Here is a 23,556-nt window from a genome sequence, read left to right on the forward strand (position 1 = left end):
CGCGAACGATCAGTACAACCGTCCACCCAGGCGTGTCCTGGTCTAGCCACCCTCGCGGCCGCGAACGGCCGCACGAGGACGGCCGGCGGCGGTAGCATCGCGGCCAGCGCTCGTCGGGCAGGGGCCCGAGGGGTGGGGAGGAGAGTCCGTGCGTCCTCGGCGTACGCCCGTGCTCGCGGGCCCGGTCGCCGCCCTGCTGGCGGTCCTCGTGGTGCTGGCGGGCTGCTCGTCGGCCCCGCTCGCCCGCCCGGAGGCCTCCGACCGGACCTCGCCGCCGGAGCTCGGCGCCTGCTACCCGCTCACCCCCGAGGACGTCGGGAGCAGCAGCAACGACACCGACCCGGTCGCGTGCGGCGCCGCCCACACCTCCCAGACCTTCGCGGTCGGCACGCTGCCGGAGTCGACGGGCGCGGCGTACGACGACCGCGCGCACGGCCGCTGGATCTACCCGCGCTGCGAGGCCGCCTTCGAGAAGTTCCTCGGCGTCGACGAGAGCCTGGCGATGCGGATCCAGCTGAGCTGGGCGTGGTTCCGGCCCTCGCAGGAGGGCTGGGACAAGGGCGCACGGTGGTACCGCTGCGACCTCGTCGGCGGCAGCACCGAGGCCACGGCGTACCGCCCGCTCCCGCAGGACGCCAAGGGCCTGTTCGCCGCCAAGCCACCCGAGCAGTGGCTCACCTGCGCCTCCGGGCCCACCGTGCTGGAGGCCGAGAAGCTGCCCTGCACCGAGCCCCACGACTGGCGCGCGGTCACCACCATCAAGCTCGGCCAGCCCGACGACGAGTACCCCGGCGAGCGGCTGGTGCAGGTGCGCACCCGCGACTTCTGCTCCGACTCGGTCGGCGCCTGGATGAACTACCCGGTCGACTACGAGTACGGCTACACGTGGTTCAAGGAGGCCGAGTGGCAGGCCGGCAACCGGCGCTCGGTCTGCTGGGCGAGGACCGACCGGTGAGGCCGGCACGATGACGGCGGGGCGCGGACGGCGCCTGGGGGTCCTGCTGGTCCCCCTGGTGCTCCTGCTCGGCGCCTGCAGCTCGGGGGGCCCCGGGACCGCCGGCGACGCCCCGGTCACCTCGCGCTCCGCCTCGCCCTCCCCCACGGCCTCGGTCACGGCGGCTGCCACGGCCCCGCGCGCCCCCGCCGTCGGGAGCTGCCACGACCTGACCCTGACCGCGGCGACCCGGCCGGTGGACGACGGGGAGGCCGTCGGCTGTGCCCGTCCCCACACCTCGGTGACGGTCAGGGTCGGGCGGCTGTCCTCGCTGGCCGACGGACACCTGCTGTCGGTCGACTCGCGCACCACCCGGGCCCGGGTCGCCGCGGCGTGCCCCGCCTCCCTGGCGAGCTGGGCGGGCGGCGACGAGACCGCCCGCCGGCTGAGCCGGCTCGAGGTCGTGTGGTTCACCCCGACGCTCGAGCAGGCCGACGCCGGCGCCGACTGGTTCCGCTGCGACCTGGTCTCGGTCGCCTCCTCCGACCGCCTGCAGCGCCTGCCCGGCCGGGCCCGCGGGCTCCTCGACGGCGCCGGCGCGCTCGACACCTACGGCACCTGCGGCACCGCCGCCCCCGACGCCCGCCGCTTCGAGCGGGTGGCCTGCGCACTGGGGCACACCTGGCGCGCGGTCGACGTCGTGGCGCTGCCGCAGGGGGCGCGCTACCTCGCCGCCGACCTCACCGCCCAGGGCGACGACCGCTGCCGTGCCGTCGCGTCCGACCGCGCCGGAGGGGACCTGGAGTTCTCCTGGTCCTTCGAGTGGCCCACCCGCACCCGGTGGGACGCCGGCCAGCGCTACGGGTGGTGCTGGGTCCCCGCCGCCTGAGGGCGGGCCCCGGGGTCAGCGGACGGCGTGGCCCGCGGCGCGCAGGGTGTCCTTGACCTCGGGGATGCGCAGCGTGCCGAAGTGGAAGACCGTGGCGGCCAGCACCGCGTCGGCGCCCGCGTCGACGGCCGGGGCGAAGTGGTCCAGGGCCCCGGCGCCGCCGCTGGCGATGACGGGCACCGCGACCTCGCGGCGCACGGCGCGGACCAGGTCGAGGTCGAAGCCGTCCTGGGTGCCGTCGGCGTCCATGGCGTTGAGCAGGATCTCGCCGGCCCCCAGCTCCGCGGCGCGCGAGGCCCACTCCAGGGCGTCGAGACCCGCGGAGGTCCGCCCGCCGTGGGTGGTGACCTCGAAGCCGGAGTCGGTGCCCGCGGCGCGGCGGGCGTCGACCGAGAGCACGAGCACCTGGTTGCCGAACCGGTCGGCGATCTCGGCGACCAGCTCGGGGCGGCGGATGGCGGCGGTGTTGACCGCGACCTTGTCGGCGCCGGCCCGCAGCAGCCGGTCGACGTCGGCCACGCTGGACACGCCCCCTCCGACCGTGAGCGGGATGAAGACCTGCTCGGCGGTGGCCGAGACGATCTCCATCGTGGTCGAGCGACCCTCGTGGGAGGCCGAGATGTCGAGGAAGGTGAGCTCGTCGGCGCCCTCGGCGTCGTAGACCTTGGCCAGCTCCACCGGGTCGCCGGCGTCGCGCAGCGACTGGAAGTTGATGCCCTTGACGACCCGCCCCGCGTCGACGTCGAGGCAGGGGATGACGCGGACGGCCAGGCTCACGGCTGCGGCACCGGCTGGTCCACCGGGCGGGGCCGCTCCGGCCACGTCAGGTCCAGGGCGTCGGGGAGCGTGAAGCGGCCCTCGTAGAGCGCGGTGCCGATGATGGCGCCCTCGACGCCGCCCGGCTGGTCGGCCGGGGTCACCAGGCCCATCAGCGCCTCGAGGTCGGCCAGCTCGGTGATGCCGCCCGAGGCCACCACCGGGCGGTCGGTCTCGGCGCACACGGCCCGCAGCAGGTCGAGGTTGGGGCCCTGGAGCATGCCGTCCTTGTTGACGTCGGTGACGACGTAGCGCGCGCAGCCCTCGGAGTCGAGACGGGCCAGCACGTCGTACAGGTCGCCGCCGTCGCGGGTCCAGCCCCGGGCCGCCAGCGTGCGTCCGCGCACGTCGAGCCCGATCGCGATCCGGTCGCCGTGCGAGGCGATCGCCGAGGCGCACCACTCGGGCTGCTCCAGCGCCGCGGTGCCGATGTTGACCCGGCGGCAGCCGGCCGTCATGGCCGACTCCAGCGACGCGTCGTCGCGGATGCCGCCGCTCATCTCGACGTCGATGTCGAGCGTGCCGACGATCCGCGCCAGCAGCTCGCGGTTGTGGCCGCGCCCGAAGGCGGCGTCGAGGTCGACGAGGTGGATCCACTCCGCCCCGGCCTGCTGCCAGCGCAGCGCCGCCTCGACCGGGTCCCCGAACCGCTTCTCGGAGCCGGCGACCCCCTGGACCAGCTGCACGGCCTGGCCGCCGGCGATGTCGACGGCGGGCAGCAGCTCGAGGTGGGGCGCCGGGATCTGGCTGGCGGGGTGCTGGGTCATGTGGTCCTCCGGGTGGGTCGTCAGGGGCGGGGCAGCGAGGCGACCCAGTTGCGCAGCAGCGCAGCCCCGGCGTCACCGGACTTCTCGGGGTGGAACTGGGTGGCCGTCAGGGGGCCGTTCTCGACGGCCGCCACGAAGCGGTCGCCGCCGTGCTCGGCCCAGGTGACCAGCGGCGGTCGGGTGCGGTCGTTGGTCTGCAGGGTCCAGTCGCGCACGCCGTAGGAGTGCACGAAGTAGAACCGCTCCTGCTCCAGCCCGGAGAACAGTCGTGTCCCCTCGGGGGCCTCGACGGTGTTCCACCCCATGTGCGGCACGACGGGCGCCTGCAGCCGCTCGACCACGCCGGGCCACTCGTCGCACCCGGCGGTCTCCACGCCGTGCTCGACGCCCCGCTCGAAGAGGATCTGCATGCCGACGCAGATGCCCAGCACGGGACGACCGCCGGCGAGCCGGCGACCGATCACCTCGTGGCCCCGGACCGCCCGCAGGCCCTCCATGCACGCGGCGAAGGCGCCCACGCCCGGCACGACGAGGCCGTCGCAGTCCATGGCCGTCGCGCGGTCGGCGCTCAGCGTGACCTCGGCCCCCGCCCGCTCCAGCGCACGCACGGCCGAGCGCAGGTTGCCCGAGCCGTAGTCGAGGACCGTGACCCGGGGCGCTGCGGTGCTCAGAGCGTGCCCTTGGTGGAGGGCACGCCCGTCTCGCGCGGGTCGAGGGCGACCGCGTCGCGCAGCGCCCGGGCCACGGCCTTGAACTGCGCCTCCACGACGTGGTGGGGGTCGCGGCCGCCGAGGACGCGCACGTGCAGCGCGATCTGGGCGTGGTGGGCCAGCGTCTCCAGGACGTGGCGCGTGAGCGATCCGGCGTACGGCACGCCGCTGCCGCCGATCTGGAAGTACTCCTGGCCGGCGGGCTCGCCGGTGTGGACGCAGTAGGGCCGGCCCGAGACGTCGACGGCGCACTGCACCAGCGCCTCGTCGAGCGGCACCAGCGAGTCGCCGAAGCGCCGGATCCCGGACTTCGGCCCGAGCGCCTCGAGGAGCGCGTCGCCCAGCACGATCGCGGTGTCCTCGACGGTGTGGTGTCCGTCGATGTGGACGTCGCCCTCGGTCTGCACGGTCAGGTCGAACAGGCCGTGGCGCCCGAAAGCGGTGAGCATGTGGTCGAAGAAGCCGACGCCGGTCGAGACCTCGGTGCGGCCCGACCCGTCGAGGTCGAGCTCGACGAGCACCTTCGACTCCTTGGTCTGGCGCTCGATGCGGGCGGTGCGGCTCATCGGCCGGCTCCTTCGGTGGTGGGGTGGGCGAGCGCTCCGGTGAGGGCGCTCCGGAAGGCCTGCATCTCCGCGGCCGTGCCGATCGAGACCCGCAGCCAGCCCTCGGGGCCGGTGACGCGGATCAGCACGCCGTCGTCCAGCAGCCGCTGCCAGACCGCCTGGCGGTCGGCGAAGCGGCCGAAGAGCACGAAGTTGGCGTCGCTGGGGGCGACCTCGAGACCCTGCTCCTCGAGCCAGGCGACGGTGCGGTCGCGCTCGGCGCGCAGCTCCTCGACCTTGCCGAGCAGCTCGTCGGCGTGGCGCAGCGCGGCCAGCGCCGTCGCCTGCGTGACGGCGGAGAGGTGGTAGGGCAGCCGCACCACGCGCAGCGCGTCGCACAGCTCCGGCGCCGCGGCCAGGTAGCCCAGCCGGGCACCGGCCAGGGCGAAGGCCTTGCTCATGGTGCGGGTGACGACCAGGTTGCGGTGACCCTGCCCGTCCGCGGTGGCGAGCAGCTCGAGGGCCGAGGGCGTGCCGGCGCGGCGGAACTCGGCGTACGCCTCGTCGATGACCACGACGCCGTCGTCGCCGACCAGCTCGCACAGGGTGCCGATGACGTCGTGCGGCAGCGCGGTGCCGGTCGGGTTGTTGGGCGAGGGCAGCAGCACCACGCTGGGGCGGTGCTCGCGCACCAGCCGGCGGGCCTCGTCGAGGTCGAAGCTGAAGTCCTCGTGGCGGCGCCCGGCGACCCAGCCGGTCATCGCGTCGCGGGCGTACTCCGGGTACATGCTGTAGGTCGGCGCGAAGCTGATCGCGGTCCGGCCCGGGCCGCCGAAGGCCTGGAGCAGCTGGAGCATCACCTCGTTGGAGCCGTTGGCCGCCCACACCTGCGCCGGGTCCACCACGACCCCCGCCTCGCGACCCAGGTACGCCGCCAGGCCCTCGCGCAGCTCGGTGAACTCGCGGTCGGGGTAGCGGTTGAGCGTCGTGGCCGCCCGCGCCACCGAGGCGGCGACGTCCTCGACGACGGCCGCCGAGGGCGCGTAGGGGTTCTCGTTGACGTTGAGCTGGACCGGCACGTCGAGCTGGGGCGCGCCGTAGGGCTCCACCCCGCGGAGCTCCTCGCGCAGCGGGACCCAGGAGCGCTCGGTGGAGGTCGGCTGCGTGCTCGTGCTCACCGGTCGAACCGGACGTCGACGGCCGCGGCGTGGCCGGGGAGGTCCTCGGCGTGCGCGAGCGTCGTGACGTGGCCGGCCACCTCGGCCAGGGCCTCGCGGGTGTACTCGACGAGGTGGACCGCGCGCACGAAGGAGCGCACGGAGAGCCCCGAGGAGTGGCAGGCGCAGCCGGCGGTGGGCAGCACGTGGTTGGACCCGGCGCAGTAGTCGCCCAGCGAGACCGGCGCCCACGGGCCGACGAACACGGCCCCGGCGTTGCGGACCCGGCGCGCCACCGAGGCGGCCTCGGCGGTCTGGATCTCGGTGTGCTCGGCGGCGTAGGCGTTGATGACCGCCAGGCCCTGCTCGACGTCGTCGACCAGCACGATGCCGGACTGGACGCCGTCCAGGGCGGTGCGGACGCGGTCGACGTGGCGGGTGGCGGCCACCTGCTTGTCGAGCTCGGCCTCGACCTCGTCGGCGAGCCGCAGCGAGTCGGTGACCAGCACGGAGGCGGCCATCGGGTCGTGCTCGGCCTGGCTCACCAGGTCGGCGGCGACGTGGCCCGCCTCGGCGGTGTCGTCGGCGAGCACCGCGATCTCGGTCGGCCCGGCCTCGGAGTCGATGCCGACGACGCCCTTGAGGAGCCGCTTGGCCGAGACGGTGTAGATGTTGCCCGGCCCGGTCACGAGGTCGACGCGGCGGCAGGGACCAGCGCCGTAGGCGAACATCGCGATGGCCTGGGCCCCGCCCACGGCGTAGACCTCCTCCACGCCGAGCAGCTCGCAGGCGGCCAGGATCGTGGGGTGGGGCAGCCCGCCGAAGGCCTTCTGGGGCGTGCTGGTCAGCGCGATCGAGGACACCCCGGCCACCTGGGCGGGGACGACGTTCATCACCACGCTGGAGACGAGGGGCGCGAGCCCGCCGGGGACGTAGAGCCCGACCCGGTCGACGGGGACCAGCCGCTGCGTGATCCGCGCGCCGGCGGCGACCTCGGTGACGACGTCGGACTCGAGCTCGGCCTCGCAGGTGAGCCGCAGCCGGCGGATGGACTCCTCCAGACCGGCGCGCACCTGCGGGTCGAGGGCCGCGAGCGCGTCGCGCAGCGCCTCGCGCGGCACGGCGACCTCGGTCTGCTCGACGCCGTCGAACCGCGCGGTGTACTCCCGGATCGCCTCGACGCCGCGGTCGCGGACGTCGTCGCAGATCGGGCGCACCACGTGGACCGCGGCCTCGACGTCGAAGTCGGCGCGCGGGACGAGGGTGCGGTAGTCGGGATCGGCGCCGGCGGCGCCGTCCCGGAGGTCGATCCGGCGAATCATGGGACCCATTCTAGAGCCGGGTCCGGGCGCGCCGGTCAGCGCGCTCCGGCGGCGGGCAGGGGCACCCGGAGGAAGGCGGGGCGGTAGCGGAACGGGTCGGCCTCGACCGCTGCCACGTCGGTGTCGTTGCGGCTGTAGGACACCACCACCGAGCCGGGCTCCGGCAGCAGGTCGGGGTGGGCCAGCGGCATGTAGCGCAGCTCCCCCGCGGCCACGTCGGAGGGGATCCGCGCCACGGTGGTGCCCCCGTCGAAGGGACCGGTCGGCGAGGGCGCCGACCAGACCACGAGGTCGGTGCCGAGGAACTCGTCGCGCTTGCTCACGGCGTACCACCGGTCGCCCCGGGGGAACACGCTCAGCGTCTGGGAGACCCCGCCGCGCGCCGGGACCAGCTCGCCGGCCCGGTCCGGGTCGGCCTGCCACCGCTCGCCGTCCCAGTAGCGCCAGGACCGCTGCCGCAGCAGCTGCTCGGGCCGGGTGCGCGCGACCCGCAGCGAGAAGCCGAACACGCCCGGGGTGTCGGGCCGGGCGGTGCCGTAGAGGTAGACCCAGCCGCCGCGCACCACGGCCGCGGCGCCCCACTCGGGTCGGGCCGGGTCGGCGCTGTCGGGGCCGAGGTCGCGCTGCTCGACCAGCTGGGGGGTGCCGCCCCGCGGCACCACGAAGACGGCCATCGAGGGACCGAGGTTGTCGAAGGCCCCGGCACCGTCGGGGGCCTCGGTCGAGCGCACCCGCTGGGTGGCGACCCCGACCAGGTCGTAGCCGGGCCGCTGCACCCGGGCGACCGACATCGGCCAGTAGCCCACGCCGTCGGCCCGGTCGGGGACCAGCGCGCCCCCGTCGGCGGGCAGCACGCTGCGCACGCAGCCCGGCCCGAAGACCAGCATCGAGTTGCGCACGAACCGCTGGCCGCGGAACGACGCGGAGCGCAGCGTGTCGCCGAAGACCCACAGCCGCCGCCCGTCCTGGAGGCGTACGTCGGCCCCGACGTCGGCGCCCTGGAACGACGGTCCCCCGCGCACCCGCCCCGCGAACCGGTTGAGACCGGCCAGGTCCGAGACGTCGGGCACCTCGAGGCACTCGGTCTGGGCCGCCCGGGCCACCGGGGCGGCGCTCAGCCCGTCGGTCTGTCGCGGGGCCAGCAGGGTCGCCCCCAGCGCCGCCACGGCCAGGGGCACACCCAGCGCACCGAGCAGTGGCAGCCGCCGCGGCTGGTCGGCGGGGGTCGCGGGCCGACCGGCGGAGCGGGCCGCGTCCCACGCCAGCAGCCCCACCCCGAGCACCGCGACCAGCAGCAGGAGCAGCACGCTCCCCGCGGGGAGCCCGCCGGTCCACGCGGTCGCCCGGGCCAGCGCCAGGCCCGCGCCGTGGACCGTGGACCCCGCGAGCACCGGCCAGGGCTCGGGCAGCACCCGCGGGTCGCGTCCGGTGACGAGCGGACCGGTCAGCGCCAGCACCAGCAGGCCCGCCACGGCGGTCCCCCAGGGGCCGCCGACGGCCTCGAGCCCGGCCGTGGCCAGCGCGGTCGCCGCCACCACGCCCGCCCCGAGCAGCCACCACGCGGGCACCGCCCCCGGCGCCAGGCCGCCCTGCCAGGACGCCACCAGCGCGACCACCAGACCGGCGGCCACCCCCGCGAGCCCGGCGACCAGCAGCACCCGGGCCACCCGCACCCGGACCGAGGGCGCGGCCCGTCCGCGACGGCGGCGCAGCAGCGGCACGACCAGCCCCGCGGCGACCCCGACGAGGACGCCGACCAGGACCCAGGCCCCGACCGACGCCGCGAGCGCTCCGCGGCCCAGCGACGGGTCGCGCACGGGCGCGACCTCCACCGTCCGCGACGTGCGGCCCAGCGGGGTGCCGACCCGGTCCGAGAGGCCCTCCAGCAACCGGGTCAGCTCCGGGTCTCCGACGGCAGGGACCAGCAGCACGTCCTGCGCGACCCGCAGGTCGACGACCACGACGGCCGCCGCGGTGCCCTGCCGCAACGGCTCGCGCGGGTCGGCGTCCTCGGGGATCGCCCGTGCCCGGACCGGCGAGCCGGCCAGCGCGTCCAGGCGCGCGACCACGGCGTCGGCCACCACGGCGGGCGCCTGCACGGCGACCGGGACCTCGTGGGGGCGGGGCGTGGCGCGGGCGGCGTGCACCAGCAGCAGCACCACCGGCACCAGCAGCAGGGCGACGACCAGCGGGCCGGCGTACCTCCTCGGCACCCTCAGGCGTCGGCGCCCACGAAGGGCGACGAGTAGTCCGTGTCGGGCAGGGCGTCGAGGACCCGCTCGGCCTCGCCGGCCGCCAGGTCGTGGCGCTCCTGCTCGGCCCGGATCGCCTGGCGCAGCAACCGGGTCTCCCCCGCGGTGGCGATGCCCGTGACCTCGGGGTGCCCGTCGAGCACCCAGGCGACGGCCGCGGTGACGTGGGGCTGGTCGTCGAAGGGCTCGTACCAGGTCGCCCAGCGGTGCTCCGGCGTCGGCCAGGGGCGACGGGCGACGGTCTTGATCGTCATCAGCCCGACGTCGGCCGCCCTCACGGCCTCGACCAGGGCGGCGTAGTCCTCGGCGTAGCCGGGCACGCGGACCAGGGTGCGGTTGAGCGGCGTGAGGACCGTGTCGAAGGGGAAGCGCCGCAGCGCCTCGAGGTGGGTGGCGGGCGCGTCGTGGGTGTGGCCGGTGATCCCGATGGCCCCGACCAGCCCCTCGTCGCGCGCCCGGACGGCCGCGGCCAGCGAGCCCTGCTCGGCGGTGCACCGGTCGAGGTCGGCGAGCTTGCCCACCTCGTGCAGCTGGAGCAGGTCGACGTGGTCGGTCTGCAGCCGCTCGAGCGACTCGTTGATCTGCCGCCAGGCCTCCTCCTCGGTGCGCAGGCCGGTCTTGGTGGCCAGGAACACCCGGTCGCGCAGGTCGGTCATCATCGCGCCCAGCCGCAGCTCCGCCTCGCCGTACGCCGCGGCGACGTCGACGTGGTTGATCCCCGCGGCGAGCGCCTCGGCGACGGACGCGTCGGCGGTGTCCTGGTCGACCTCGCCCAGGGAGGCGGCGCCGTAGATCAGCACCGAGGAGCGGTGCTCGAGACGGCCGAGACGACGGGTCTCCATGGGTTCCTCCAACAGGTGGGGTGGCACCGGGAGGGCCCCGGGACGAGGTCACCACGCTAGTGCCCCGCGCCCGTCGCGCCAGGTGGGTAGGTTGGGCACGTGACGTCGGTGCCGCTGTTCCCGCTGAACGCGGTCCTGTTCCCGGGCGTGGCCACGCCGCTGCACATCTTCGAGGAGCGCTACCGCGCGCTGGTGCGCGAGCTGCTCGCCGTCGAGACCGGCTTCGACCGGGTCTTCGGGATCGTGGCGATCCGGGAGGGCTACGAGGTGGGCCACCACGGCTCGCAGTCGGTGCACCGGGTCGGGACGCTGGTGCAGCTCACCGAGGCCGAGGCGTACGACGACGGCCGCTTCGACATCGAGGTGATCGGCCGGCAGCGGCTGCGCGTGCTCGAGCACGACTCCAGCGGTCCGTTCCTGCGCGGCGAGGTCGAGCTGCTGACCGACGACGACGAGGCCGACGCCGTGCTGGAGGCCGAGCGCACCCTGGCGGCCTTCGAGAAGTACCGCCTGCAGCTCTCCGAGCTCCGCGGCGGGCCGGTCCTGGCGGGCGCGATGCCGCACGACCCGGCGTACCTGTCCTACGCGCTGGCCAGCACCTGCCTGCTCACCCTCCCCCAGCGCCAGGCGCTGCTCGAGGCCGAGACCGCGACGGTGCGCCTGACGATGCTGCGCCGCACCCTGCACGAGGAGATGCGCGCCATGCGGGCGCTGCCCTCGCTGCCGGCGACCGAGGTCGCCCGCACCCGCTGGTCGCCCAACTAGGACCAGCGGTGGCGCGCAGACGAGCCCCCGGCGGCACCCCGGCCACCCTCGCCCTGGAGCGGGCCGGGGTGGAGTTCAGCGCGCACGCCTACGACCACGACCCGGCTGCCGCGTCGTACGGTCTCGAGGCGGCGACGGCGCTCGGCCTGGACCCCGTGACCGTGCTCAAGACGCTGCTGTGCGAGGCCGACGGCCGGCTCGTGGTGGCGGTGGTCCCCGTGGCCGGGCAGCTCGACCTCAAGGCGCTGGCCGCCGCGGTCGGCGCCAAGCGCGCCGTGATGGCCGACCCCGCCGCGGCCGAGCGGGCCACGGGCTACGTCGTCGGGGGCATCTCGCCGCTGGGCCAGCGCCGGCGGCTGCCCACCGTGGTGGACGCCTCCGCCCTCGACCACGACCACGTCTACGTCAGCGGTGGCCGCCGCGGGCTGGACCTCGGTCTCGCCCCGGCCGACCTGGTGGCGCAGTGCGGGGCCGTGGTGGCGGCGGTGGGCCGGGCCTGAGGCCCCACCCGCCGCGCGGGGTCAGCGGGTGGCGACCTTGAGCTCGAGGTGGCCGGTGTCGCCGTCGACCCAGGTGCTCAGGCCCACGGCCCGGAGCACGTCGAGGTCCTCCACGACCGGACGGGCCGACTCGTCGCGCTTCGCGACGTCCTGGAGCAGCGCGCGCCACTCGTCGTCGAGGCGCAGGAAGAACACGCCCTGGGCGTCGTCGGCCTCGCTGACCACCGAGGAGAAGACCTCGTCGTCGCCGAGCTCGCCGGTGTCGACGAGCTGGTCGGCGTACTCCTGCTGGGTGGAGAGCGCGACCTCGTCGTCGCCCTGCTCGACGTACGCCGGGAGGTCGGACAGCGAGAAGCCGGCCCCCTTCTCGACCTTGGCGATCACCTCGGAGATCGCGTCGGCGTCGCCGTGCACGAGCAGCCCGACCGGCACGGAGGCGGGCGTGACGTCGTCGGTGGAGGCCGGGGCGTCCCCGCCGACCGAGAGGCTGACCGAGTCGCCCAGCACCGTCAGCACGTCGTCGGGATAGCTCAGGCCGATCCCGGCGAGCGCCTGGGCGACGAACCCGAACGGACCCTCGGGCGAGGCGCCGCCGTCGCCGGCGCTGTCCTGGAGCGCGGTGCGCAGCTGCTCCGGCACGGCGAAGGCCAGGACCGCGGCCGTGTCGGCCGGCAGCGCCGCGACGTGCTCGCCGACCTGGTCGGACCCGCCCTCGGGGCCGCCGCCGGCAAACGACAGCTCGACGCCGCCGTCGGCGAAGCGCAGCGCGGCCGCCGCACCCTCGAAGTCCTCCAGCGCCTGGGTCAGCTCCTCGCCGCCCGCGGCGGTCGGGTCCTGGCCCAGGATCTCGCGGCCGTAGGTGGCCACCGTGTCCTCGAGGTACGCCGCCGCCTCGGGGGCGGCGTACATCTCGACGATGCCCTCGCCACCGACCTCGTCGCGCCACTCCTGGAAGGTCTGGTCCTCGGTCAGCGGGGACTTCTCGCCCGCGTCCACGATCGTCCGCGCGTGCGCCTCGGTGTCGGAGAGCACCAGGTAGTCGTCGGTCAGCACGTAGGCGGCCTGGTCCTCCGCGTCGCCGCAGGCCAGCAGCTTCTCGACGCCGGTCCTGGCCTTGCCGGGGTCGCTGACCTGGACCACGGCGACCGGCACCGGGGTCTTGTCGAGCGTGACGCCGCCGAGGCCCGCGCGCTGGCCGATCCACGGCTCCACGTCCTGGGCGTAGTCGAGGTCCTGGCAGGTGCCCTCCTGCTGCACCTGCTCGAAGATCGCCTGGACGGGGTCGGTGTCCTCGTCGAGGCCGGCGTCCTCGCGGATCGAGGGGAACTTGCGCAGCGTCCTGAGCGCCTCGAGCTTCTGGCCCCCCGCGGGGTCCAGGTCGATGCTGACCAGGGCGAAGGTCTCCTGGGGCAGCACGTCGGCGGGACGGGGGCCGCTGCCCGAGAAGGCCTGCCAGGCGGCGTACCCGCCCCCGGCGACGGCGAGGACCGCGACACCGGCGACCGCGGCGGCCACCAGGCCCTTGCGGCCGCGGCGGTGCGCGGGCTCCGGTGCGGGTGGGACCGGCAGGGCGGTGGCGTGGTCGGACATGGCTTCCCCCGAGGCTCTCGACGACTGGGAGAAGGGTAGTGCGGGCTCAGTCCCGGCGCAGCACGAACAGGTGGACCAGGGCGCCGAGCGCGGCGGCGAGCGGCCAGACCCAGAACGCCCCGGTCGCGTGAAGCACCAGCTGGATCGGTGCCTGGGCCCCCTCGGCGCGACCGCTGAGGACCTGCTCGGGATCGGCCGGGCCCAGCACCCGCCCGAGCCGGGAGGTGACGAGCGCCGCCACCACGGCGCCGGCGGTCACCAGCACCACCATCAGCAGCGGGTCGCGGCGGCGCCAGGCCATCAGCACCAGGGCGCTGAGCAGACCGCCGACCAGCGCGACCAGGACGTACCAGCCGTCCACGGCCACCTCGCCGGTCAGCGCGACCGCGGTCAGCGCGGCTCCCTGGGCGGTCCTGGTCGCCTCGGGCAGCGGGGTCAGCTGCCACCACGCGACGGCCCCGAGCACGCCGACCAGCGCGAACCACACGAGCGTGACGAGCACGTCGGCCACCGCGCCGGCCGAGCGGCGCGTCCCCTCGTCGGTCATCCCAGACACCCCGGGCCGAGCAGGTGCTTGAGGTCGCCGTAGAGCGCGGGCGAGGCGTGCACGCGCAGCCGGTCGTCGAGCCGGAGCAGCTGGGTGCCGCGCCGGGTGACCAGCTTGAGCCGGACCTCCGTGGTGCCGGGGTGGGTGCGCAGCACCTCCTTGAGCTGCTCCACCACGGGCGGGGTGCAGCGCGTGGAGGGCATGGTCAGCGTCACGGGACCGACGCTGCGGTCCTCCATGGCCGGCACCGACACCGTCTTGCCGCGCAGCTCGGGCTGGTCCTTGCTCTTGTCGAGCCGGCCCTGGATCGCGACCACGGTGTCCTCGACGAGCAGGGTCGCGGCGAGCTGGTAGTCGCTGGGGAAGAACAGCACGTCGATGGCGCCCTCGAGGTCCTCGACGGTGACGATCGCCCACGCGTTGCCGGTCTTGGTGATCTTGCGGGTGACCGTGGTGATGAGCCCGCAGATGGTCGCGAAGGCCCCGTCGGGCCGGTCCTCGTCGGTGACGAGCTGGCCGATGGTGCAGTCGGCGGCGGTGGCCAGGACGTGCTCGAGCCCGGTCAGCGGGTGGTCGGAGACGTAGAGGCCGAGCATCTCGCGCTCGTGGCCGAGCAGGGTCTGCTTGTCCCACTCGGGGATGTCGGGGACGGTCACGGTGACCCCGAAGCCGCCGGCGTCGTCGTCGTCGAGCCCGCCGAAGAGCGAGTCCTGCCCGATGGCCTCGTTGCGCTTGATGTCGACGTACTGGTCGACGGCCTGCTCGTGGACCGCGAGCAGCGCGCGCCGGCCGTGCTTCATCTCGTCGTAGGCGCCGGCCTTGACCAGGGACTCGATGAGCCGCTTGTTGCAGACCTGGGCCGGCACCTTGCTCATGAAGTCGGCGAAGTCGGTGAAGCGGCCCTGCTCGCGACGGCTGGCGATGATCTGCTCGACGACGTTCCACCCGACGTTGCGCACCGCGGTGAGGCCGAAGCGGATGTCGGAGCCGACCGGGGTGAAGTTGGCCTGGGACTCGTTGACGTCGGGCGGCAGCACCCGGATCTTCATGCGACGGCACTCGTTGAGGTAGATCGCCATCTTGTCCTTGTCGTCCTTGACCGAGGTCAGGAGCGCGGCCATGTACTCGGCCGGGTAGTTGGCCTTGAGGAAGGCGGTCCAGTAGGACACCACGCCGTACGCCGCGGAGTGGGCCTTGTTGAACGCGTAGTCGGAGAAGGGCAGCAGGATGTCCCACAGCGTCTTGACCGCGGCCGCGGAGTAGCCGCGCTCCTGCATGCCCGCGGAGAAGCCGGCGAACTGCTTGTCCAGCTCCTCCTTCTTCTTCTTGCCCATCGCGCGCCGCAGGATGTCGGCCTGGCCCAGGGAGTAGCCGGCGAGCTTCTGCGCGATCGCCATCACCTGCTCCTGGTAGACGATCAGCCCGTAGGTCTCGCCCAGGACGTCGGCCAGCGGCTCCTCGAGCTCGGGGTGGATCGCGACCACCGGCTCGCGGCCGGTCTTGCGGCGGGCGTACTTGTTGTGGGAGTCCGCGCCCATCGGGCCGGGTCGGTAGAGGGCACCGACGGCCGAGATGTCCTCGAACACGTCGGGCTGCATGCTGCGCAGCAGCGCCCGCATCGGGCCGCCGTCGAGCTGGAAGACGCCCAGGGTGTCGCCGCGCTGGAGCAGGGCGTACGTCGCGGGGTCGGTCAGCTCGAGGTCCTCGAGGACCACCTTCTCGCCGCGGTTGTTCTCGATGTTGATGAGCGCGTCGTCGAGGACCGTCAGGTTGCGCAGGCCCAGGAAGTCCATCTTGATGAGGCCGAGCTTCTCGCAGGTCGGGTAGTCGAACTGCGTGATGATCGCGCCGTCGGCCTCGCGCTTGAGGACCGGGATGACGTTCTGGATCGGCTCGCTCGACATGATGACGCCGGCGGCGTGCACGCCCCACTGCCGCTTGAGGCCCTCGATGCCGATCGCGGTGTCCACGACCGTGCGGACGTCCTGGTCGCCCTCGTAGAGCGAGCGGAAGTCACCGCCCTCGCTGTAGCGCTTGTGGGCCGGGTCGAAGAGCTGCTTGAGCGGGATGTCCTTGCCCATCACCGCGGCCGGCATCGCCTTGGTGACCCGGTCGCCCATGGCGAAGGGGTAGCCGAGGATCCGCGAGGAGTCCTTGACCGCCTGCTTGGCCTTGATGGTGCCGTAGGTGACGATCATCGAGACCCGCTCGCTGCCGTAGCGCTCGGTGACGTAGCGGATCACCTCGCCGCGGCGGCGCTCGTCGAAGTCGATGTCGAAGTCGGGCATGGAGACGCGGTCGGGGTTGAGGAACCGCTCGAAGATCAGGCCGTGGACCAGCGGGTCCAGGTCGGTGATCCGCATCGCGTAGGCCACCATCGAGCCCGCGCCGGAGCCGCGGCCCGGACCCACGCGGATGCCGTTGTCCTTGGCCCAGTTGATGAAGTCGGCCACGACGAGGAAGTAGCCCGGGAAGCCCATCTGCGTGATGACGCCGACCTCGAAGTCGGCGCGGGCGCGGACGTCGTCGGGGATGCCCTGGGGGTAGCGGTAGCGCAGGCCCTTCTCGACCTCCTTGATCATCCAGGAGGTCTCGTCCTCGCCCTCGGGGCAGGGGAACGCCGGCATGTAGTTGGCGTCCTCGTTGAACTCCACCTCGCAGCGCTGGGCGATCAGCAGGGTGTTGTCGCAGGCCTCGGGCAGGTCGCGCCACAGGTGGCGCATCTCGGCCGGCGACTTGATGTAGTAGCCGTCGCCGTTGAACCGGAACCGCTTCGGGTCGCTCATCGTGCTGCCCGAGGAGACGCAGAGCAGGTGCTCGTGGGCGCCCGCGTCCTCCTGGCGCACGTAGTGGGAGTCGTTGGTCGCGATCGGCGGGATGCCGAGGTCCTTGGACAGGCGCAGCAGGCCGTCGCGCACCCGGGTCTCGATGTCGAGGCCGTGGTCCATCAGCTCGAGGAAGTAGTTGTCCCGGCCGAGGATGTCCTGGAACTCCGAGGCCGCCTGGCGGGCGTTCTCGTACTGCCCGATGCGCAGCCAGGTCTGGACCTCGCCCGAGGGGCAGCCGGTGGTGCCGATGATGCCCTTGCCGTGGCGGGCCAGCAGCTCGCGGTCGATGCGGGGCTTGTAGAAGAACCCGTCGATGTAGGCCTGCGAGGAGAGCCGGAACAGGTTGTGCATGCCCTCGGTCGTCTCGGCCAGCAGGGTCATGTGGGTGTAGGCGCCCGACCCCGAGACGTCGTCGTCGCCGCCGTCGTTCCACCGCACCCGCTTGCGCTCGTTGCGCGGGGTGTTGGGCGTGGCGTAGGCCTCCATGCCGATGATCGGGCGGATCCCCTCGGCGCGGGCCTTGGACCAGAAGTCGTAGGCACCGAAGACGTTGCCGTGGTCGGTCATGGCGATGGAGTCCATGCCGAGCTCGGCCGTGCGCTGCATCATGTCGGTGAGTCGGGCCGCGCCGTCGAGCATGGAGTACTCGGTGTGGACGTGGAGGTGGACGAACCCGTCCCGGGAGGCGGACATGGAGCGCGATCAGCCCTTTCATCGACGGACTCGAGGAAGAGATCAAGCCTACGTCAGCGTGGCACCGCCCCCTGACAGGTATCTGGCGGGTGTCGGCGGGCTCGTCCAGGATGTCGGTGACGGAAGGGACCGCCCATGAGCGAGCCGCAGACCGAGTCACGCAGCGCGACCAACGGCGCGCCGCCCCCCGCACCGGGGCCGCCCGGCCCGCCGCTGGAGTGCGACCTCGTCATGAAGGGCGGCATCACCAGCGGCGTCGTCTACCCGCTGGCCGTGACGGAGCTCTCGCGGGTCTACCGGCTGCGCTCGGTCGGCGGGGCGTCGGCCGGGGCGATCGCCGCGGCCGCGGCCGCCTGCGCGGAGCTCGGCCGCACCTCGGGCGGGTTCGAGAAGCTGACCGCGCTCCCGCGGCTGCTGACCGAGACCGTCGCCCCCGGCCGGAGCCGGCTGTTCACGCTGTTCGCCCCCCAGCCGCGGATGCGCCGCCTGTTCGGCCTGGTCACGGCCGGGCTCGGCACCTCGGGCCGGGCCCGCGGCCGGGCCATGGCCGTGGCCGCGCTCCGGGCGTGGCTCCCCCGCGCCGCCCTCGGCGCGGCCCCGGGCCTGCTGCTCGTGGTCCTGGGGTTCGTCCTCGGCGGCGCCGGCGCGTGGGCCTGCCTGGTGGCCGGGCTGCTGCTGGCGGTCGTCGGGCTGGTCGCCGGCACGGCGTGGGGGGCGCTGCGCGACGTGGCCGACCTGCCCGAGGTCGGGTTCGGGCTGTCCTCGGGGGCGACGCCGCCCGGCGCCCGCACCCCGGCGCTGACCCCGTGGCTGCACGAGACCTTCCAGGACCTGGCCGGCCGCACTGTCGACGACCCGCCCGTCACCTTCGGCGACCTCGAGACCGTCGGGGTCCGGCTGCAGCTGATGACGACCAACCTCACCCGCCGCCAGCCGCTGACGATGCCGCTGGCCGACGACGACTACTGGTGGGAGCCCGCCCACTTCCGGACGCTGTTCCCCGCCGCCGTGGTCGACCGGATGGAGCACGCCGACCCGACGCCCCGCACGCCCCTGGACCGCGACGACTGGGTCCGCGCGGTCGACCGGCTGCGCGCCGGCGGCCAGGAGCCCCGGCTGCTGCCCTTCCCCGCCCCGGCCGACCTGCCGGTGGTGGTCGCGGTGCGGATGAGCCTCAGCTTCCCCGGGCTGATCGCGGCGGTGCCGCTGCACGCCTACGACGAGCAGCGCGTGGTCAACCGGACCTGCCGGGAGCGCACCCTGGCCCGCTACGACGCCGACCCGGGCTGCGCACCGGAGGACGCGCTGGCCGACCTGCCGCCCCGCGAGGCGGTGGTCAACTGGTTCTCCGACGGCGGCATCTGCGCCAACCTGCCGCTCCACTTCTTCGACGCCGCGATCCCCCGCCGCCCCACCTTCGCGATCAACCTGGCGGAGTTCCCGCCCGACCGGCCCAAGAGCCCCGACGAGCGCGCCAACAGCGACCTCCCCGCCGACGACGAGCAGGTGCCGCGGCGCCAGACGGTCTGGGAGGGCAGCGGGCTGGGCCTGCTGCTGACCTTCTTCGGCAGCATCGTGGAGACCGCCCGCACCTGGGTCGACGAGGCGCAGCTGGCGATGCCGGGCTACCGCGACCGCATCGTCACCGTGCTCCACGACGAGACCGAGGGCGGGCTCAACCTCGACATGCCCGAGAGCGTCGTGCTGGCGCTGTCCCAGCGGGGCGCCGGCGCCGCCGGACTGCTCGTCGAGCGCTACGCCGGCGACCAGCCGGGGGTGGTGCCCGCCGCGGGCTGGGACAGCCACCGCTGGCTGCGCTTCCGCACCGCCGGGGCGGCGTTCTCCGACGTGCTCGCGTCGTTCCGCGCGGGCTACGAGACCGTGCTGCCCGGCACCACGCCCTACTCCCGCTGGGTCGGCATCGACGCCGACGGGCGGCCGGCCGACGCCCCGCTGCCGTCGTACCCCGTGGAGGGCGAGCGCCGCGACGCCGTCAACCGTCGCACCGAGGGCCTGCTGGGGACCGCCGAGGAGTGGCGGCGCGACCCGGCCGACGCGTTCACCCACGGGGCCCCGGAGCCGCGGCCCCAGATGCGGCTGGTGCCGAGCGACCGGGCGGGCCAGCCTCCCGGACCCCGCTAGCTCACAGGTCGAACAGGTCGCCGTGCTCGGCGATCCGGGCCAGCACCTCGTCGTACCGCAGGTGCTCCAGGCCCAGCACGTCCTCGGCGCCGGCCTCGACCTCCTCCCAGGTCCGCGGGGCGGCGACGGTGGGGGCGTCGCGCCCGCGCAGGGAGTACGGCGCGATCGTGGTCTTGGAGCCGGTGTTCTGCGACCAGTCGAGGAACACCTTGCCGCCGCGGCGCGCCTTGGTCATCTGGCTGGTGACCAGCGACCGGTGGGAGGCCTCGAGCTCCTCGGCGACCTGCTTGGCGTGGTCGCGCACCTGCTCGTGGGTGCGGCGGCCGTCGAGGCCGGCGTACAGGTGCAGGCCCTTGGAGCCGCTGGTCACCGGGACCGTCCTCAGGCCCTCCTCGGCCAGCCGGTCGCGGACCAGCAGCGCCACCTGGGCGCACTCCATCAGCCCGGCGGGCTCGCCCGGGTCGAGGTCGATGACGAGCCGGTCGGGGTGGCGGGGCCGGCCGGTGCGGGTGACCGTCCACTGGTGCACGTGCAGCTCCAGCGCGGCCAGGTTGACCAGCCAGGTCAGGGTGGCCAGCGAGTCGACGACCGGGAAGTGCAGCTCGGTCTCCTCGGGCTCCTCCCCCGAGGCGCGCCTGCGGGACCCGGTGGTCGGGACCGCCACGGTGCGCACCCACGACGGCGTGCCGGAGGGGGCGTTCTTCTCGAAGAAGCTGGCGTCGCCGGTGCCGTGCGGCCAGCGGATCCGGGTGACCGCGCGGTCGGCGAGGTGCGGCAGCATCACCGGCGCGACCTGGGCGTAGTAGTGCAGGACCTCCGCCTTGGTGGTGCCGGTGCGGGGGTACATCACCTTCTCGAGGTTGACGAGGGTCAGCACGTGCCCGTCGACCTCGACGCGGGTCTCGGTGCGCTCCGGCTTCGCGGCCATCAGGCCCCCTCCTGCCCGGGGGCCAGGTCCTCGGGCGCCAGGTCGTGCCGCACCCCGCGGTACGCCGGCTGCCGCAGCCGGCCGTCACGGGTGCGGGTGAGGAACTGCACGTCCACCACGACGCGGGGCTCGACCCACACCGTGCCGGCAGCATCCAGCCGCGGCAGCGGCTCGCTGAAGGGCGGCGCGGCCGCCACCAGGGGGGCCAGCAGCTCGCCGAGCACGGCGCCGGCCCGACCGCTGACGCCGCTGCCGACCCGGCCCCGGAAGACCAGGCCGTCGGCGGTCGGCTCCCCCACCAGCACCGCGCCGAGGCGGTGGTCGGACCCGGTCTCCCAGCGGAAGCCGCCGACGACGTAGGACCCGGTCGGGCGGATCGGGAACTTCAGCCAGTCGCGGCTGCGCTGCCCCGCCCGGTAGCGCGCGCTGCGGCGCTTGCTGACGATGCCCTCCAGGCCCTGCTGCTCCGCGGCGTCGAGCAGCAGCTGCCCGTCGGCGTACGTCGGGGGGACCTGCCAGGCGACGTCGTCGAGGCCCAGCTCCTCCAGCAGCCGGCGCCGCTCGGTCCAGGGCCGCGAGGTGAGGTCGTCCTCGCCCAGGTGGAGCAGGTCGAAGGCGAGCAGCGTCACCGGGTTGCGCTCGGCCAGCCGTCGCGCCCGGGCGGCGTCGCGCACGTGCATCCGGTCGGCGAGCGCCCCGAAGGACGGGACGCCCTCGCCGAGCGCCACCACCTCGCCGTCGAGGACCACCCGCGGCAGGGCGAGCGCGGCGAGCTCCTGGAGCTCGGGGAAGGAGACGCTGACGTCGTTCTCGTTGCGGGAGCGGACCCGGACCACGGGCCCGTCGACCTCGACCAGCACCCGCATCCCGTCCCACTTCACCTCGTGGGCCCAGTCGGACCCCGCGGGCACGTGGTCCCCCCTGGTCGCGAGCATCGGCAGCACCCGCCCATCCTGGCAGCACGGGCCGGGAGGCGCGGGCCGCTGGTGCTCTCCGCCGGCGCCGGGCATCCTGGACCCATGCGTGCGATCTGGAAGGGCGCGGTCTCCTTCGGGCTGGTCAGCGTCCCGGTGAAGCTCTACTCCGCCACCGAGAGCAAGGACGTCACCTTCCGCCAGGTGCACGCCAAGGACGGCGGCCGCATCAAGTACCAGCGCGTCTGCAGCCTCGACGGCGAGGAGGTGGAGTACGCCGACATCGCCAAGGGCTACCAGACCGAGGACGGCGAGATGGTCATCCTCACCGACGAGGACATGGCCGACCTCCCGGCCAGCAGCAGCCGCGAGATCAGCGTCGAGAAGTTCGTGCCGAGCGAGCAGATCGACCCGATGCTGTTCGAGAAGTCCTACTACCTCGAGCCCGAGAAGTCCGGCGCGAAGCCCTACGCGCTGCTGCGCGAGGCCCTCGAGGCCGCCGACCGGATGGCGCTGGTGACGGTCTCGCTGCGCAACCGGATGTCGCTGGCGGTGCTGCGGGTGCGCGACGACGTGATCGTGATGCAGACGATGATGTGGCCCGACGAGATCCGCAAGGCCGACTTCGGCTCCGTCGACACCAGCGAGGCCAAGCCCGCCGAGGTGAAGATGGCCAAGATGCTGGTCGAGACCCTGGCCGGGGACTTCGACGCCGACGACTACGAGGACGACTACCGCGAGGCCCTCGAGGCGCTGGTGACGGCCAAGATCGAGGGCGGCGAGGTCAAGCGCACGCCCGAGACCCGCAAGTCCTCCGGCGAGGTCGTCGACCTGCTGGCCGCCCTGCAGCGCTCGGTCGACGCCGCCCGCACCGCCCGCGGCGAGGCCCCCACCGACGACGCGGGCGACGACGAGGGCGACGAGTCCTCGTCCGAGAGCAAGGGCGCGGCCCGCAAGGCCCCGGCCAGGAAGACCGCCGCCAGGAAGACCCCGGCGAAGAAGACAGCTGCCAAGAAGACGGCCGCGAAGAAGACGTCGACCCGGAAGACGGCGGCCAAGAAGGCCAGCTGAGGGCGTAACCCCGGTCCCTCCCGCCCGTTACCGGTGCGTACGCCGAACGCCGGCGTGCCCGTGGGGAGGGACCACCAGCATGACCAGCACCCGTACGCGCCTGGCCGCGGCCGCCGGCGCGCTCGCGCTCACGACGCTCGCCGCTGCGCCCGCCGGAGCCGCCACCGTGCTCTCGCGCGCGGAGGCCAACGCCGCCACCGTCTCGATCGCCGGCAACGACCAGGGCACGGGCACCGCCGGGGCGACGTACGACGGCGACACCGAGACCCGCACCGGGCAGACCCAGCCCACCTCCCCGTTCCCCCAGCAGTTCGTCGACCTCGGGGTGCTCACCCAGCAGGCGACCGCCGGTGACGGCTTCTCCGCGGCCTGCGCCGGCGTCGCCGGCAACGGCGGCGGCGTCGTCCAGATCGGCGACGGGTCCTGCCTGACGCCCGGCGACACCGTCACCGGGTCGCTGAGCGACATCAGCCTCGCCGGCCTGGGGCTCGAGCCCCCGGCGCAGCTGCCCCTCCCGGCCGAGCTCACCCCCCTCCTCGAGGCCGTCAGCGGTGGTCGCGCCCAGCTCGACGCGATCCTCGCCCAGGCGCTGGGCTCGGTCGACGAGGCGGTGGGTCCGCTGGGTCTGGCCCTGCGCTTCGACGCCATCGAGGGTCGCTGCCGGGTCGAGGGCGGCTCCCCCAGCGGCTCGGCCAGCATCGCCAACGCCTCCCTCGTGCTCAGCGGCGGCGGGCGGCAGCTCCAGGTGGTCGACCTGCCGGCCGACCCCGGCCCGAACACGGAGGTCACCACCGACCTGAGCCAGGTCGTCGCGCTCGTGCTCGACGCGGCCACCACCCAGCTGCGCAATGGGCTCGACGGCGCCACCGGTCCCCTGGCCACGGCCATCGCGCCCTTCCGCGACCAGATCGTGGCCGGGGTCCGCGACAACCTCGACGGCCAGCTCGCCCCGCTGCGTGACGCCGTGCTGAGCGTCGTCCTCAACGAGCAGCGCAACCCCACGGCGGACTCCATCGAGGTCACCGCCCTGCACGCCTCCGTGCTGCCCGCCGCCGCCTCCGCGGTCGGCGCGAGCCTCGCGGACGTCCGCATCGGCAACGCCGACTGTGGTCCGGCCGGATCCGCCCCGCAGGTCGAGGCGCCCGCTGCCGCCCCGAAGCCCCAGGGCGTGCCGAAGATCCCGACGGCCGTGTCCGCCGGCGTCGAGAGCGCTCCGCACGCCCAGCAGGCGCAGACCGTGAGCTGGCAGGGGCTGGCTCCGCTGGCCCTGACCGGCCTGGTCGGGCTCGTGGTCGCCGGGCTCGGCATCGCCGGCCTCCGCCGCCACCTGTCCTGAGGCGGCGA

General features: G+C 74.5%; 20 protein-coding genes. 7 read left to right on the forward strand and 13 right to left on the reverse strand.

The window, feature by feature from the left end; translation table 11 throughout:
- The first annotated feature begins 148 nt into the window (after positions 1-148).
- Together BLU55_RS07300 and BLU55_RS07305 are read left to right on the forward strand one after the other, a co-directional pair.
- Positions 149-955, forward strand: a complete 807-nt coding sequence (locus tag BLU55_RS07300) for a septum formation family protein (RefSeq protein ID WP_091727817.1) — start codon at positions 149-151, stop codon at positions 953-955.
- 10 nt (positions 956-965) lie between these two features.
- On the forward strand, positions 966-1,823 hold the full coding sequence (locus tag BLU55_RS07305) for a septum formation family protein (RefSeq protein ID WP_091727820.1): 858 nt from the start codon (positions 966-968) through the stop codon (positions 1,821-1,823).
- 15 nt (positions 1,824-1,838) lie between these two features.
- Here BLU55_RS07305 and hisF read toward each other — a convergent pair whose 3' ends face one another.
- The 8 genes from hisF to BLU55_RS07345 are packed head-to-tail and all read right to left on the reverse strand — an operon-like array spanning position 1,839 to position 10,234.
- Positions 1,839-2,600, reverse strand: coding sequence for an imidazole glycerol phosphate synthase subunit HisF (gene hisF, locus BLU55_RS07310; protein WP_091727823.1), 762 nt, complete (start codon positions 2,598-2,600; stop codon positions 1,839-1,841).
- A complete protein-coding gene (gene priA, locus BLU55_RS07315; protein WP_091727826.1) occupies positions 2,597-3,406 on the reverse strand; it encodes a bifunctional 1-(5-phosphoribosyl)-5-((5-phosphoribosylamino)methylideneamino)imidazole-4-carboxamide isomerase/phosphoribosylanthranilate isomerase PriA in 810 nt (269 codons plus the stop codon). The genes hisF and priA overlap by 4 nt, the downstream gene beginning before the upstream one ends.
- 20 nt (positions 3,407-3,426) lie before the next feature.
- Positions 3,427-4,077 carry an imidazole glycerol phosphate synthase subunit HisH gene (gene hisH, locus BLU55_RS07320; RefSeq protein WP_091733575.1) on the reverse strand — a complete coding sequence of 217 codons (651 nt, stop codon included), beginning with the start codon at positions 4,075-4,077 and terminating at the stop codon, positions 3,427-3,429.
- Positions 4,074-4,682: an imidazoleglycerol-phosphate dehydratase HisB gene (gene hisB, locus BLU55_RS07325; RefSeq protein ID WP_091727829.1), complete on the reverse strand. Its 609-nt coding sequence runs from the start codon at positions 4,680-4,682 to the stop codon at positions 4,074-4,076. Before hisB ends, hisH begins: the two co-directional genes overlap by 4 nt.
- The gene (locus tag BLU55_RS07330; protein ID WP_091727831.1) at positions 4,679-5,839 is read right to left on the reverse strand and encodes a histidinol-phosphate transaminase; all 1,161 of its coding nucleotides are present in this window, start codon (positions 5,837-5,839) and stop codon (positions 4,679-4,681) included. Before BLU55_RS07330 ends, hisB begins: the two co-directional genes overlap by 4 nt.
- Positions 5,836-7,140, reverse strand: a complete 1,305-nt coding sequence (gene hisD / locus BLU55_RS07335) for a histidinol dehydrogenase (protein ID WP_091733577.1) — start codon at positions 7,138-7,140, stop codon at positions 5,836-5,838. Before hisD ends, BLU55_RS07330 begins: the two co-directional genes overlap by 4 nt.
- Before the next feature lie 35 nt (positions 7,141-7,175).
- Positions 7,176-9,353: a DUF4185 domain-containing protein gene (locus BLU55_RS07340; RefSeq protein ID WP_091727834.1), complete on the reverse strand. Its 2,178-nt coding sequence runs from the start codon at positions 9,351-9,353 to the stop codon at positions 7,176-7,178.
- Positions 9,354-9,355: 2 nt separating this feature from the next.
- Positions 9,356-10,234 carry an aldo/keto reductase gene (locus BLU55_RS07345; RefSeq protein WP_091727837.1) on the reverse strand — a complete coding sequence of 293 codons (879 nt, stop codon included), beginning with the start codon at positions 10,232-10,234 and terminating at the stop codon, positions 9,356-9,358.
- Positions 10,235-10,333: 99 nt separating this feature from the next.
- On the opposite strand from BLU55_RS07345, the gene BLU55_RS07350 reads away from it, so the two are divergent.
- Positions 10,334-10,999: an LON peptidase substrate-binding domain-containing protein gene (locus BLU55_RS07350; protein ID WP_091727840.1), complete on the forward strand. Its 666-nt coding sequence runs from the start codon at positions 10,334-10,336 to the stop codon at positions 10,997-10,999.
- A gap of 8 nt (positions 11,000-11,007) precedes the next feature.
- Complete coding sequence (ybaK, locus tag BLU55_RS07355; protein WP_091727845.1) at positions 11,008-11,499, forward strand: Cys-tRNA(Pro) deacylase; 492 nt, start codon at positions 11,008-11,010, stop codon at positions 11,497-11,499.
- 21 nt (positions 11,500-11,520) lie between these two features.
- Here the strand turns inward: ybaK and BLU55_RS07360 are convergent, their stop codons facing one another.
- Genes BLU55_RS07360 through dnaE form a run of 3 tightly spaced genes read right to left on the reverse strand, consistent with a single transcriptional unit; the run spans position 11,521 to position 17,157 of the window.
- The gene (locus BLU55_RS07360; RefSeq protein ID WP_091727848.1) at positions 11,521-13,089 is read right to left on the reverse strand and encodes a DUF3352 domain-containing protein; all 1,569 of its coding nucleotides are present in this window, start codon (positions 13,087-13,089) and stop codon (positions 11,521-11,523) included.
- A gap of 46 nt (positions 13,090-13,135) precedes the next feature.
- Positions 13,136-13,636: a hypothetical protein gene (locus BLU55_RS07365; protein ID WP_091727851.1), complete on the reverse strand. Its 501-nt coding sequence runs from the start codon at positions 13,634-13,636 to the stop codon at positions 13,136-13,138.
- On the reverse strand, positions 13,633-17,157 hold the full coding sequence (gene dnaE, locus BLU55_RS07370; RefSeq protein ID WP_091727854.1) for a DNA polymerase III subunit alpha: 3,525 nt from the start codon (positions 17,155-17,157) through the stop codon (positions 13,633-13,635). Before dnaE ends, BLU55_RS07365 begins: the two co-directional genes overlap by 4 nt.
- 135 nt (positions 17,158-17,292) lie before the next feature.
- Here dnaE and BLU55_RS07375 point away from each other — a divergent pair, with 135 nt between their 5' ends.
- Positions 17,293-19,299 (forward strand): patatin-like phospholipase family protein, encoded by a 2,007-nt coding sequence (locus tag BLU55_RS07375; RefSeq protein ID WP_091727857.1) that lies wholly within the window; start codon positions 17,293-17,295, stop codon positions 19,297-19,299.
- Between the two features lies 1 nt (position 19,300).
- Here the strand turns inward: BLU55_RS07375 and ligD (BLU55_RS07380) are convergent, their stop codons facing one another.
- Together ligD (BLU55_RS07380) and ligD (BLU55_RS07385) are read right to left on the reverse strand one after the other, a co-directional pair.
- Positions 19,301-20,227: a non-homologous end-joining DNA ligase gene (gene ligD / locus BLU55_RS07380; RefSeq protein WP_091727859.1), complete on the reverse strand. Its 927-nt coding sequence runs from the start codon at positions 20,225-20,227 to the stop codon at positions 19,301-19,303.
- A complete protein-coding gene (ligD, locus tag BLU55_RS07385; protein ID WP_091733579.1) occupies positions 20,227-21,162 on the reverse strand; it encodes a non-homologous end-joining DNA ligase in 936 nt (311 codons plus the stop codon). The genes ligD (BLU55_RS07380) and ligD (BLU55_RS07385) overlap by 1 nt, the downstream gene beginning before the upstream one ends.
- Positions 21,163-21,246: 84 nt before the next feature.
- Between ligD (BLU55_RS07385) and ku the strand changes: the two genes are divergently transcribed.
- Positions 21,247-22,212: a non-homologous end joining protein Ku gene (gene ku / locus BLU55_RS07390; RefSeq protein ID WP_091727862.1), complete on the forward strand. Its 966-nt coding sequence runs from the start codon at positions 21,247-21,249 to the stop codon at positions 22,210-22,212.
- 79 nt (positions 22,213-22,291) lie between these two features.
- Positions 22,292-23,548 carry a hypothetical protein gene (locus BLU55_RS07395; RefSeq protein WP_091727865.1) on the forward strand — a complete coding sequence of 419 codons (1,257 nt, stop codon included), beginning with the start codon at positions 22,292-22,294 and terminating at the stop codon, positions 23,546-23,548.
- Positions 23,549-23,556: the final 8 nt, after the last annotated feature.

The sequence above is a fragment of the Nocardioides scoriae genome (assembly GCF_900104965.1).
GTDB classification, from domain to species: Bacteria; Actinomycetota; Actinomycetes; order Propionibacteriales; family Nocardioidaceae; genus Marmoricola; species Marmoricola scoriae.

What these genes read in the sequence shown, in the direction of transcription:
- BLU55_RS07305 (WP_091727820.1), top strand. Translation starts at nt 966, where the DNA reads ATGACGGCGGGGCGCGGACGGCGCCTGGGGGTCCTGCTGGTCCCCCTG.
- dnaE (WP_091727854.1), bottom strand. Translation starts at nt 17,157, where the DNA reads ATGTCCGCCTCCCGGGACGGGTTCGTCCACCTCCACGTCCACACCGAG.
- ku (WP_091727862.1), top strand. Translation starts at nt 21,247, where the DNA reads ATGCGTGCGATCTGGAAGGGCGCGGTCTCCTTCGGGCTGGTCAGCGTC.
- priA (WP_091727826.1), bottom strand. Translation starts at nt 3,406, where the DNA reads ATGACCCAGCACCCCGCCAGCCAGATCCCGGCGCCCCACCTCGAGCTG.
- hisD (WP_091733577.1), bottom strand. Translation starts at nt 7,140, where the DNA reads ATGATTCGCCGGATCGACCTCCGGGACGGCGCCGCCGGCGCCGATCCC.
- BLU55_RS07365 (WP_091727851.1), bottom strand. Translation starts at nt 13,636, where the DNA reads ATGACCGACGAGGGGACGCGCCGCTCGGCCGGCGCGGTGGCCGACGTG.
- ligD (WP_091733579.1), bottom strand. Translation starts at nt 21,162, where the DNA reads ATGCTCGCGACCAGGGGGGACCACGTGCCCGCGGGGTCCGACTGGGCC.
- hisB (WP_091727829.1), bottom strand. Translation starts at nt 4,682, where the DNA reads ATGAGCCGCACCGCCCGCATCGAGCGCCAGACCAAGGAGTCGAAGGTG.
- ligD (WP_091727859.1), bottom strand. Translation starts at nt 20,227, where the DNA reads ATGGCCGCGAAGCCGGAGCGCACCGAGACCCGCGTCGAGGTCGACGGG.
- BLU55_RS07360 (WP_091727848.1), bottom strand. Translation starts at nt 13,089, where the DNA reads ATGTCCGACCACGCCACCGCCCTGCCGGTCCCACCCGCACCGGAGCCC.
- BLU55_RS07375 (WP_091727857.1), top strand. Translation starts at nt 17,293, where the DNA reads ATGAGCGAGCCGCAGACCGAGTCACGCAGCGCGACCAACGGCGCGCCG.
- BLU55_RS07395 (WP_091727865.1), top strand. Translation starts at nt 22,292, where the DNA reads ATGACCAGCACCCGTACGCGCCTGGCCGCGGCCGCCGGCGCGCTCGCG.
- BLU55_RS07345 (WP_091727837.1), bottom strand. Translation starts at nt 10,234, where the DNA reads ATGGAGACCCGTCGTCTCGGCCGTCTCGAGCACCGCTCCTCGGTGCTG.